Raw genomic sequence first — 11,199 nt, 5'->3', positions numbered from 1 at the left:
CCACCAACTGGCTGGGCACCGACGACCAGGCGCGCGACGTGCTGGCGCGGGTGCTGTACGGCACCCGTGTGTCGATACTGTTCGCCCTGCTGCTGACCGCCATCAGCACCGTGATCGGCGTGGCCGCCGGCGCCCTGCAGGGCTACCACGGCGGCTGGGTGGACCTGATCGGCCAGCGCCTGCTGGAAGTGTGGTCGGGGCTGCCGGTGCTGTACCTGCTGATCATTCTCAGTGGTTTTGTGGAACCCGGCTTCTGGTGGCTGCTGGGAATCATGGCGCTGTTTTCATGGCTGGCACTGGTGGACGTGGTGCGCGCGGAGTTCCTGCGCGGGCGCAACCTGGAATACGTGCAGGCCGCCAGGGCGCTGGGCCTGCCCGACCGGCTGGTGATCGTGCGGCACATTCTGCCCAATGCGATGAACGCCACCCTCACCTACCTTCCGTTCATTCTCACCGGGGCCATCTCGACCCTCACTGCACTGGATTTTCTCGGTTTCGGCATGCCTGCCGGCAGCGCCTCCCTGGGCGAGCTGGTGAACCAGGGCAAACAGAACCTGCAGGCGCCATGGCTGGGGTTTACCGCATTCTTCGCCCTGGCGTTGATCCTTTCGCTGCTGGTGTTCATCGGCGACGCATTGCGCGAGGCGTTCGATCCACGGGCATAATCGCAGCCTCATTACGGCGGAGCGGCCCATGCAAGACAGTGACAGCCTCAAGGACTACCAGCGCGTGCGCCAACTGGCGATCCGCTCGCTGTTCGAGATCATCGAGCAATCCAGCGAGGGCACGATCATCGTCGATCGCGATGCACGAATCGTGTGGATGAACCAGCGCTACGCACGGCGCTTTGGCCTGGAGGACGCCAGTGCCGCGATTGGTCAGCCGTGTGAAAGCGTGATCCCCGGCAGCCAGATGCGCGACGTGATCACCCAGGGCCGGCCGATTCTGCTGGACATGCTCGACACGCCCAAGGAGCCGCTGGTGGTGATGCGCCTGCCGATCCACGATGCCGAGGGCGCGGTAATGGGCGCCATCGGCTTTGCCCTGTTCGATGAGTTGCACAGCCTTTCGCCGCTGCTCAAGCGCTATGCGAGCATGCAGCAGGAACTGGCCTCGACCCGCTCGCTGCTGCGTGCGCGCCAGGCCAAGTACAGCTTTGCGCAGTTCATCGGTACCAGCGCCGCAAGCCTTGAGGTCAAACGCCGCGCGCGGCGTGGGGCCAGCAGCGATTCGCCGGTGCTGCTACTGGGTGAGACCGGCACGGGCAAGGAGTTGCTCGCCCATGCCATCCACGCCGCCTCGCCCCGCGCCCACAAGCCGTTTGTCAGCATCAACAGCGCCGCTATCCCGCACGATCTGCTGGAGGCCGAATTCTTCGGCACCGCGCCGGGTGCGTTCACTGGCGCCGACCGCAAGGGCCGGCCGGGCAAGCTGCAGGTGGCCGAAGGCGGCACGCTGTTTCTCGATGAGATCGGCGACATGCCGCTGGCGCTGCAAAGCAAACTGCTGCGCGTGCTGCAGGAAAAGGAATACGAGCCGGTGGGTTCCAACCAGATGCTGCAGAGCGATGTGCGGGTGATTGCTGCCACTTCGCGCGACCTTTCGGCAGCGATGGCCCGCGGGGAGTTTCGCGCCGACCTGTATTACCGCCTGAACGTGCTGCCGATCGAGGTGCCGCCATTGCGTGCCCGGCTCGATGACCTGCCGGCGTTGAGCGAGGCGATTCTGGAGGAGCTGGGCAGCCGCCATGAGCTGCAGGCACCGGCCCAGGCGCTGCTGGCCCGACATGCCTGGCCGGGCAACATTCGCGAGCTGCGCAACGTGTTGGAGCGGGCCACGCTGATGGCTGACCAGCAGCAACTGACTGCCGCCCAGGTGCAATCGGCATTGGGCCCGTTGACGCCCCTTACAGTCGACACCGACCCCATAACCGACTACAGGCAGGCGTGCGAAGCATTCGAGCGCCAGTTGCTGGAAAACGCCCTCGCCCGCTGCGCCGGGAATGTGCCGCAGGCCGCACGTGAGCTGGGGTTGGGGCGTTCGACGCTGTACAAGAAGCTGGCGGCTCTGGGGATCAAGTCTCAATAGAGAGACTTGCATCTCAACCTGGAGACGGCCTTGCTGATGAATCGGCACAACGCGGTCATAGACCTGTTTGCGCGGTGTGTCAGGCAGTCCGCATATGCAGGTTTTGCTGGCGCTGCGCACCAGATCGCGGGGCAAGGCCCGCTCCTACGGCCTGCCGGCCAGAGGCGTAGGAGCCGGCGTTGCCGGCGAACGAGCGCGAAGCGGTCGTAGACCCTGACTGCGCGATGTATCAGGCAGATCGCATATGCAGGTTTTACTGGCGCTGCGCACCAGATCGCGGGCAAGGCCCGCTCCTACGGCCTGCCGGCCAGAGGCGTAGGAGCCGGCCTTGCCGGCGAACGGGCGCGAAGCGGTCGTAGACCCTGACTGCGCGATGTATCAGGCGGACCGCATGTACAGGTTTTACTGGCGCTGCGCACCAGATCGCGGGCAAGGCCCGCTCCTACGGCCTGCCGGCCCGAGGCGTAGGAGCCGGCCTTGCCGGCGAACGAGCGCGAAGCGGTCGTAAAACCAGAGTGCACGGGGTGTCAGGCAGACCCGTGTGCAGATCCTCCTGCGCCCAAGCGCACGCACGGCACAGCCAGTCTCAAACCAGAGACAATCATTCGATAAATTCCACTGGAATTAGTATTTATCCATATAAATCAATAGCTTATTAACATGGCACGGTCTTCGCTAAGGGCTGCATCCCAACAAAAACAAGATGCACCCAAGGAGACACTCGATGAGTGTGATCATTGCCCTGGCAGCCCTGGCGCTGCTGATGCTGGCGGCCTACCGTGGCTACAGCGTGATTCTTTTTGCCCCCATCGCCGCCCTCGGTGCGGTGCTGCTTACCGACCCTTCCGCCGTCGCGCCCGCCTTCACCGGGGTTTTCATGGAAAAGATGGTCGGGTTCATCAAGCTCTATTTTCCGGTATTTTTGCTCGGCGCCGTGTTCGGCAAGCTGATCGAGCTCTCGGGTTTCTCGCGCTCGATCGTGGCTGCCGCCATTCGCCTGCTAGGCACACGCCAGGCCATGCTGGTGATCGTGCTGGTGTGCGCGCTGCTCACCTATGGCGGCGTGTCGCTGTTCGTGGTGGTGTTCGCGGTGTACCCGTTCGCCGCCGAGATGTTTCGCCAGAGCGATATCCCCAAACGTCTGATACCAGCCACCATTGCCCTGGGTGCGTTCTCGTTCACCATGGACGCCCTGCCGGGCACCCCGCAGATCCAGAACATCATCCCCAGCACCTTCTTCAACACCACCGCCTGGGCCGCGCCTTGGCTTGGCGTGATCGGTACGCTGTTCGTGTTCTGCACCGGCATGCTGTACCTGCAGCGCCAGCGCAACAAGGCGCAGCGCGCCGGTGAAGGCTACGGCAGCGACTTGCGCAACGAGCCCGAAACCGCCGCCGACCTGACCCTGCCGCACCCGCTGCTGGCGTTGTCGCCACTGCTGCTGGTGGGGGTGATGAACCTGCTGTTCACCCACTGGATCCCGGCGTGGTACGGCAAGACCCACAGCCTGAGCCTGCCCGGCATGAGCGCCCCGGTACAGACCGAGATCGCCAAGCTGACGGCCATCTGGGCGGTCGAGGCCGCCCTGCTGCTGGGCATCCTGCTGGTGCTGGTCAGCGCCTTCGGCGCCATCCGCACACGCCTGGCAGAGGGCAGCAAGAGCGCGGTCAATGGTGCCCTGCTGGCGGCGATGAACACGGCGTCGGAATACGGTTTCGGCGCCGTGATCGCGTCGCTGCCAGGCTTTCTGGTATTGGCCGATGCGCTGCGCAACATTCCCAACCCGCTGGTCAACGAAGCCATCACCGTGACCCTGCTGGCCGGCATCACCGGTTCTGCATCCGGCGGCATGAGCATTGCGCTGGCAGCCATGGCCGACAGTTTCATCAGTGCGGCGCACGCGGCGAACATTCCGCTGGAGGTGCTGCACCGAGTGGCCGCGATGGCCAGCGGCGGCATGGACACCCTGCCGCACAACGGCGCGGTGATCACCCTGCTGGCGGTGACCGGCCTGACCCACCGCGAAGCCTACAAGGACATCTTCGGCATCACCCTGATCAAGACCCTGGCAGTCTTCGTGGTGATCGCTACCTTCTACGCTACAGGCATTGTCTAAGGAGACTTCCATGAGCCTTGCAGGAAAAGTCGCACTGGTTACCGGTTCCACCAGTGGCATCGGCCTGGGTATCGCCCAGGCATTGGCCGGCGCTGGCGCCGATGTGATTCTCAACGGCTTCGGCGACGCCAGTGCAGCGCTTGCCGAGGTGGGCCGGCATGGCACCCGGGTGGGGCACCACGCGGCAGACCTTGGCAGCGTGGAGCAACTGAACGACCTGTTTGCCTATGCCGAACGCGAGTTCGGCGGGGTCGATATCCTGGTCAACAATGCCGGCATCCAGCATGTCGCCCCGGTGGAGGCGTTCCCGGTGGAACGCTGGGACGCGATCATCGCGCTCAACCTTTCGGCGGTGTTTCACAGCACCCGCCTGGCACTGCCCGGCATGCGCCAGCGCAACTGGGGGCGGGTGATCAACATCGCCTCGGTGCACGGGCAGGTCGGCTCGGTAGGCAAGGCCGCCTATGTGGCGGCCAAGCACGGGGTGGTCGGGCTGACCAAGGTGGTGGGCCTGGAGACCGCCACCAGCAACGTGACCTGCAACGCCATCTGCCCCGGCTGGGTGCTCACCCCGCTGGTACAGAAGCAGATCGACGATCGCATCGCCAGCGGGGTCGACCCGCAGCAGGCCCAGCAGGACCTGCTGGCCGAAAAGCAGCCCTCGCACGCCTTCGTCACACCGCAACACCTGGGCGAGCTGGTATTGTTTCTGTGTAGCGAAGCCGGCAGCCAGGTACGCGGCGCCGCCTGGAACATCGATGGCGGCTGGCTGGCCCAGTAGCCATCGGCCTGGGGCGCAGGTACCGCTGGCCGGCTACGACTGTCATTTTCAAACCGCAAGGAGCTTTTATGCGACCGCTTTCCCTGACCGCCCTGTTCATGCTGCCCCTGGCTTTCAGCGCCCCTGTTCTCGCGGCCAGCCTCAAGGATGTGGCCCCTTATCCCGAAGCCGAAAACGGCTTTGTGCGCCAGGTGATCCACCTGCCCGAGCAGAAGGACGAGTCGGCATTCAAGGTCGAGGTACTGGCCGGCAAGACCCTCAAGGTGGACTGCAACCTGCAGCGCCTGGGTGGGAACCTCGAAGAGAAGACCCTCGAAGGCTGGGGCTATAGCTACTACCGGCTGGACAAGGTGATGGGCCCTGTCTCTACCCTGATGGGCTGCCCCGACAACAAGAAGATCGACGCCTTCGTGCCGGTGGTCGGCGATGGTTTCCTGCTGCGCTACAACAGCAAGTTGCCGGTGGTGGTCTACACCCCCAAGGACGTGGAAGTGCGCTATCGCATCTGGTCGGCTTCCAGCGACGTGAAACGCGCCACGGTGGAGTAACCCGCCAAGTCGTGGGTTCGGGGCACGGCGCGCCAAGCCGCCCTGCCCCGAATCAGGCATAATCGCGGGTTTTACCCGTAACAGAGGCAACATGAAAGCACAGGCCCGTCACATCCTGGTCAAGACCGCCGAAGAGGCCGAACAGCTCAAGCAGCGCATCGCCAAGGGCGAAGCCTTCGATGTGCTGGCGAAAAAGTACTCCACCTGCCCGTCGGGCAAACGCGGCGGCGACCTGGGCGAAGTACGCCCGGGACAGATGGTGGGCGCCATCGACCAGGTGATTTTCAAGAAGCCGTTGCGGGTGGTACACGGCCCGATCAAGAGCAAATTCGGTTACCACCTGGTGCAGGTGTTCTACCGCGATTGAGCCCTCTGCCCTGATCGACAGGCGTGCCATCGGTCAGGCGTTTTTGCGCCAATGTGCACATTTCCGATGACCACCTATCATTTCTGCCAGTTGCGACCGCCGTCGCAGCCCTGTATCGCTTGGGCCGATCGCTAGCCCAAGGAGGACGAAATGAGCCCGCCCAGCCGCGTTGCCCTGGCGTGCCTGCCGTTGCTGAGCCCGTGGGCCCTGACAAGTCAGGCGGACTGCACCTTCGCCCCTACCGGCGGCAACGATCGTTATGTCTGCGACAGCGGCATTGGCACCTCCCTTGTCGACCCTGGCGGTGACAACACGCTGATACTGCCGGCCGGGGGCAGCGGCACCCTCACCGGCAGCGTGACCTTCGGCCCCGGCGCCGACCGCGTCGAAATGGCGTCGGGTATCATCACCGGCGTGCTCGATCAGGGCGCGGGCATCGACACCTTCATCATGACAGGCGGGCAGTTGCAGGCCTTGCAGCAGGGCAACGGCCGCGACCTGTTCCAGATGAGCGGCGGACGCATCATCGGCGCCTTCGAAGATGGGGATGTGGCCTACATGAGCGGCGGGCGCATCGGGCGCGTCGACATGAAGCTGGACCGCAACCTGTTCGACATGTCCGGCGGCATCATCGACGCCAACCTGGTCACAGGCTTTGACCGCGACACGGTCATCGTCAGTGGCGGACGCATCGGCGGCAACATCAGCGTCAGCGGCGGCGACGACAGCGTGACCATCAGCGGTGGCGAGGTGGTGGGCAATGTACTGCTCAGCTTCGGCGACGACAGCTTCACCTGGCGCGACGACGGCATCGTGCGCGGTGCGGTGCTGATGGGCGACGGCAGCGACCAGGCGCTGCTGGCCAACCTCGACGAAAGCCGCCTGGGGCTGGTGCGCCAGGTGGACGGCGGCCTGGGCAGCGACAGCCTGGTACTGGACCATACCCGCAGCAGCCTGGGCGCGCGCTATACCGGTTGGGAGCGCATGGCCCTGACCAACGCCTCGGTCTTCAACCTGGATGACCACCTGGTTCTTGGAGACCAGGGCACGGGTACCGGCACCTTGCTGATCGATGCCACCAGCCAGCTGGTGGCGCGCACCGGCCAGGTGACGGCGTTTGCCGGCGGCACATCGGTGAGCGTGAACAACGCCGGGCTCATCGACCTCAGCAGCGGCGCCAATGCACTGGGCCGCCTGACCCTCGACGGCAACTACGCAGGCAGCAACGGCGTGCTCAAGGTCGACAGCGTGCTCGAAGGCGACGGCGCCGCCTCCGACCGGCTGGTGGTCAACCAGGGCTCGCTGGCCGGCAGCACTGCCCTTCAGGTGAACAACCTGGGCGGCAGCGGCGCGCTGACAGCGGCCGATGGCATCCAGGTGGTCGAGGCCGGCCCTGGCACCACCAGCACCAGCACGGCGTTCAGCCTTGGCCAGCCCTTGTCGGCCGGGGCCTACCAGTACTACCTGTTCAAGGGCGGGGTCAGCGCCGGCAGCGAGAACAGCTGGTACCTGCGCTCGAGCGTGGTCGCGCCCCCGGTATCGGCGCCGCCCCTGCCCGGCCAGCCACCGCCACCGGTGGTGCCGGCGCCCGTGGCCGCCCCGGGTACCCCGCCACTGCCCACCCCGGTCGCCGGGCAGGCCATCGTGCTGTACCGCGCCGAAGTGCCGGTGTACGCGGTGGCCAGCCGCGCCGCAGCCATCATCAGCCTGTCGACCCTGGGCACCTTCCACCAGCGCCAGGGCGAGCAACGCCTGCTCGACGAACAAGGCCCGGTGGCCGCCGGGTGGGCCCGCACCTTTGGCGAGCACCTGCGCCAGCAGTGGTCCGGCACGGTGTCGCCAAGCCTGGACGGCAACCTGAGCGGTTTCGAGGTGGGCCATGACCTGTATGCGACGCACACCGACGGCGGTTATCGCCAGCACGCCGGGGTGTATGTCAGCCATAGCCGGCTCGATGGCGATGTCAAAGGCTTCGCGCTGGGTTTCGAAGACAATGCAGTGGGCGATGTCCGCCTCGATGGCGACAGTGTCGGCGCCTACTGGACGCTGATCGGTCCCGGGCAGTGGTACGTGGACACAGTGCTGCAGTACACCGATCTGGACGGCCGCGCCCGTTCCGATCGCGGCGTGAAGCTCGATCTGGATGGGCATGCCCTGGCGGCCTCGGTGGAGGCCGGCTATCCGCTGGCATTGAGCGCGCGCTGGGTGGTCGAGCCCCAGGTGCAGGTGATCGCCCGCAAGGTCGACTTCGATACGCGCAGCGATGGCATTTCAACGGTCACCCAGGACAGCCAGACCAACTGGACCGGTCGCGTTGGCGCACGAATCAAGGGCAGCTACCTGGCCGGCAGCGTGCCGCTGGAGCCCTACCTGCGCAGCAATGTATGGCGCAGCAGTGGCGGGCGCGACACCCTGCGGTTCGACGGGGGCGAGCCGATCAGGACTGATCAGGCCGCCACCTGGATGGACGTGGGCGCCGGCCTGGACGCCCGGCTGAGCCCCGCCGTGGCGGTGTACGGCGCAATGACCTACAGCGCCAACCTTGATAGCCGCCAGCAGGAATCGATTGGCGGCACCCTGGGGCTGCGCATCAGCTGGTAGGGCTCAGGCCCGGCGTGCGGCGAGCAGGCCGAACCCCGCCAGGCCCAGCAACGATGCGCTGACCCGGTTGAACAGCCGACGCGGTGCAGGCTGGTTGAACCAGCGCTGCATGTACGCCCCCAGCCAGCCGTAGATGGCGATGGCCAGCCACTCCAGTACCAGGAACATCGCCCCCAGCACGGCGAACTGCTCGGCCACCGGCGTGGCGCTTGTCACACTGACGAACTGGGGCAGGAACGCGGTGAAGATCAGGATGGCCTTGGGGTTGCCGGCTGCCACCAGGAACTCCTGACGCGCCAGGCGCAGGGTACCCACGCCGCGTGCACCGACCTGCGCGGCCTCGCCGACCGGTGCGCGCCACAACTGCCAGGCGATGTAGAACAGGTAGCCGGCGCCCAGCACCTTGACCAGCAGGAACAGGTATTCACTGGTATGCAGCACCACCGCCAGGCCCATGGCGGCCAGTACGATCATGCCGGCAAACGCCAGCAGGCGGCCGGCGCCAGCCAGGCAGGCCGTGCGCAGGCCGTAGCGGCTGGCGTTGTTCAGCGACAGCAGGTTGTTGGGGCCAGGGGCCATGTTCAGGGCGAAACAGGCCGGGATGAATAACGCGAGGGTGGTCAGGTCCATGAGGGGCTCCGGTGGCTGGGGCAACGAGTTTCAAATGCCCTGCCGGCCAGCGTCAAGTCATGTATGATCGCGCGCTTCTCGAAATCTGCCAGGAGGCGACCATGCGCCAGAACAGGGTAGGCCGCGGCCATATGATGGTCTTGCTGACGGCTGGCTTCCTGTTGATTCTGGGTGCCCTGGCGATGGCCCTGCTGAACCTGCAAGACCTGCAGGCGGGCAGCGTGACCAGCATGGTCAGCAACCGTATCCGGCCAGTCCACCACGTGACCCATACGCTGCGTGACAACCCCGACGCGTTTCATGCCGCGATCCTGTTCAAGATGGTGTTCAGTGGCCTGATGCTGCTGGTTGGCATCGCGTTGGCATGGGTATCGATACGCCAGCTCAGGCGAACCCCCACCAAGCCCAACGGTGACCCGTGGTGGTTCATCTAGGCGTCTGCAGTAACTCAAGGCTGGCAAGATCAAGCAGGCTGAAGTGTCCGCTTGCCCAGCCGCCGGTATCGAGGTGCCAGACATTGCCCAGCACCTTCACCTCGCGCAGCGTGGTGTGCCCGACGATCAGCGCACGCAAGCCCTGAACCTCGCCAGTGTCGCCCTGCTGCAAGCGTCGCCGCGACCATTGGCACACCTCCTGAACATCGGCTGAAGGTTCGCCTGCCAGGTGCTCGCACAGTGTCTGCCAATGCGCGAACGGGCAGTCGGCGTGCAGCAGGCCGACCAGGCCTTCAGGGGTTTGCAGCTCCAGCGCCAGGGGCATCTCTTCGAAGGCGGCCACAAAGCGGGCCTGGGCCTGCGCATCCAGGTCGAGAAACCAGCCGCCACCACTGGCGCGGTACATCGCCTGGTCCAGCCAGTGGCCCCGCACGTGGGCAATGGCCAACGCTTCATGATTGCCTTGCACCGCGTGAAACCAGGGTTGATCGAGCCATGCCAGCGCCTGTTCGCTGTCGGGCCCACGGTCGACCAGGTCGCCCACGCTGAAAAGCCGATCGATGGCCGGATCGAACCCGACGGCATCCAGTGCCTGCTGCAGGCGCTGGAAGTGCCCATGGACATCGCCCACCGCGATATCGCGACCACGACGGTTGGCCCGTACCTGCACCCTGGCGCTCATGCTGTGCCTCCCCTCTTCTGTTGCCGATGGTGTCGCCTGCTAGAATGCACCCATTTGAACGCAATCAGCCCATCCGAGGTATCCATGGGTATCAAGAAGTCCTCCGCAGAACTCAAACGTGACCTGAAGCTGGTCGCCACCGACCTGGAGCGTACCGCCGGTGAAATCAGCAAGCTGGCCGAGCGCATCAAGGACGTCGACGTGGTGGCGGTGCTGCACCTGATGAACCGCCTGTACCGGGACTCGGACAAGCTCAAGGCCTATGCCGACGAGGTCAAGGACGGGCGCATCGTGCGCGGCAAACCCGATTGAGGCTGGGGGGGCCAACTGCCGGCGCACTGCTACACTTAATTCGCCGAAGGGAGGAATGCGCCATGTCCGACAAAGAGATCACCACCCTGCTGACCCTGATCAACCACCGTCAGGACCGCCTGGCCGTGGCCTGCAAGGAGATCGCCGACTGGATCGACCGCCAGGGCGATGTACCGGTGGCGGGCAAGATCCGCGACACTCTCAAGGCCGTCGAAGCCGACGAGGTGCTGGTGAAGAAGACCCTGACCTCCCTCACCCTGGACCGACCGCTGCCGCGCTTTCGCTAGCCGCTGACAGGCAGGCGCATCGCCCGTTCCGATGGAATTGTTGTCGCAATATCAATATGATAGCGGCCTGTCGCACGCCGTTCGTGCGACAGTGGACAATGACTCGGGAAGGATTACTCGTGAAAGATTTTGTTATCAGCGTCAACAACGTGGTGCTGTACGTGGCACTGGCCGTCATCTGGATTTCCGGCCTGTTCATGTTCAGCCAGAGCTTCCTGGCTGGCCTGGGCACATTGATTGTCGGTACGCTGACCTGGTGCATCGTTTCCGGCTTCTGGTTCGTCCAGTCGGCCACCTACGAAGAACTGCGCAAGCTCAACAACAAGCCCTGACGCCCCGGCGTAGCGCTTGAC

At 65.1% G+C, this 11,199-nt stretch carries 13 protein-coding genes; 11 read left to right on the top strand and 2 right to left on the bottom strand.

Going from position 1 to position 11,199, the window contains the following annotated elements; translation table 11 throughout:
- The 7 genes from JZZ72_RS26870 to JZZ72_RS26840 all read left to right on the top strand — a co-directional run.
- On the top strand, positions 1 to 665 hold a 665-nt coding region (locus JZZ72_RS26870), incomplete at its 5' end, for an ABC transporter permease subunit (RefSeq protein WP_210015443.1).
- A 28-nt stretch (positions 666 to 693) separates the two neighbouring features.
- Entirely contained in the window at positions 694 to 2,088 is a 1,395-nt protein-coding gene (locus tag JZZ72_RS26865; protein WP_058540164.1) for a sigma-54 interaction domain-containing protein, read from the top strand.
- 724 nt (positions 2,089 to 2,812) lie between these two features.
- Positions 2,813 to 4,204 (top strand): GntP family permease, encoded by a 1,392-nt coding sequence (locus JZZ72_RS26860; RefSeq protein ID WP_058540163.1) that lies wholly within the window; start codon positions 2,813 to 2,815, stop codon positions 4,202 to 4,204.
- A gap of 10 nt (positions 4,205 to 4,214) precedes the next feature.
- Positions 4,215 to 4,985, top strand: coding sequence for a 3-hydroxybutyrate dehydrogenase (hbdH, locus tag JZZ72_RS26855; RefSeq protein ID WP_043861492.1), 771 nt, complete (start codon positions 4,215 to 4,217; stop codon positions 4,983 to 4,985).
- Positions 4,986 to 5,053: 68 nt separating this feature from the next.
- Complete coding sequence (gene eco / locus JZZ72_RS26850) at positions 5,054 to 5,533, top strand: serine protease inhibitor ecotin (RefSeq protein WP_078480411.1); 480 nt, start codon at positions 5,054 to 5,056, stop codon at positions 5,531 to 5,533.
- Positions 5,534 to 5,624: 91 nt separating this feature from the next.
- Positions 5,625 to 5,900, top strand: a complete 276-nt coding sequence (locus JZZ72_RS26845; RefSeq protein WP_038611202.1) for a peptidylprolyl isomerase — start codon at positions 5,625 to 5,627, stop codon at positions 5,898 to 5,900.
- Positions 5,901 to 6,050: 150 nt separating this feature from the next.
- Complete coding sequence (locus JZZ72_RS26840; RefSeq protein WP_210015442.1) at positions 6,051 to 8,501, top strand: autotransporter family protein; 2,451 nt, start codon at positions 6,051 to 6,053, stop codon at positions 8,499 to 8,501.
- A 3-nt stretch (positions 8,502 to 8,504) separates the two neighbouring features.
- Here the strand turns inward: JZZ72_RS26840 and JZZ72_RS26835 are convergent, their stop codons facing one another.
- Complete coding sequence (locus JZZ72_RS26835) at positions 8,505 to 9,131, bottom strand: LysE family translocator (protein ID WP_043861489.1); 627 nt, start codon at positions 9,129 to 9,131, stop codon at positions 8,505 to 8,507.
- A gap of 101 nt (positions 9,132 to 9,232) precedes the next feature.
- Here JZZ72_RS26835 and JZZ72_RS26830 point away from each other — a divergent pair, with 101 nt between their 5' ends.
- Complete coding sequence (locus JZZ72_RS26830) at positions 9,233 to 9,565, top strand: hypothetical protein (RefSeq protein ID WP_210015441.1); 333 nt, start codon at positions 9,233 to 9,235, stop codon at positions 9,563 to 9,565.
- On the opposite strand, the gene JZZ72_RS26825 is transcribed toward JZZ72_RS26830, so the two are convergent.
- Positions 9,558 to 10,247, bottom strand: coding sequence for a metallophosphoesterase (locus tag JZZ72_RS26825; RefSeq protein WP_210015440.1), 690 nt, complete (start codon positions 10,245 to 10,247; stop codon positions 9,558 to 9,560). The genes JZZ72_RS26830 and JZZ72_RS26825 overlap by 8 nt on opposite strands.
- Before the next feature lie 84 nt (positions 10,248 to 10,331).
- Between JZZ72_RS26825 and JZZ72_RS26820 the strand changes: the two genes are divergently transcribed.
- From JZZ72_RS26820 to JZZ72_RS26810, 3 genes are all read left to right on the top strand, one after another.
- The gene (locus JZZ72_RS26820; RefSeq protein ID WP_043861486.1) at positions 10,332 to 10,559 is read left to right on the top strand and encodes a hypothetical protein; all 228 of its coding nucleotides are present in this window, start codon (positions 10,332 to 10,334) and stop codon (positions 10,557 to 10,559) included.
- A gap of 62 nt (positions 10,560 to 10,621) precedes the next feature.
- The gene (locus JZZ72_RS26815; RefSeq protein ID WP_043861485.1) at positions 10,622 to 10,846 is read left to right on the top strand and encodes a hypothetical protein; all 225 of its coding nucleotides are present in this window, start codon (positions 10,622 to 10,624) and stop codon (positions 10,844 to 10,846) included.
- A 119-nt stretch (positions 10,847 to 10,965) separates the two neighbouring features.
- Positions 10,966 to 11,178, top strand: coding sequence for a hypothetical protein (locus JZZ72_RS26810; RefSeq protein WP_043861484.1), 213 nt, complete (start codon positions 10,966 to 10,968; stop codon positions 11,176 to 11,178).
- Positions 11,179 to 11,199 lie beyond the last annotated feature (21 nt).

The organism is Pseudomonas palmensis (genome assembly GCF_017848315.1).
Classification (GTDB): Bacteria; Pseudomonadota; Gammaproteobacteria; order Pseudomonadales; family Pseudomonadaceae; genus Aquipseudomonas; species Aquipseudomonas palmensis.
Note: the sequence above shows the minus strand (reverse complement) of the source record. Positions and strands in the feature narration are given on the sequence as shown.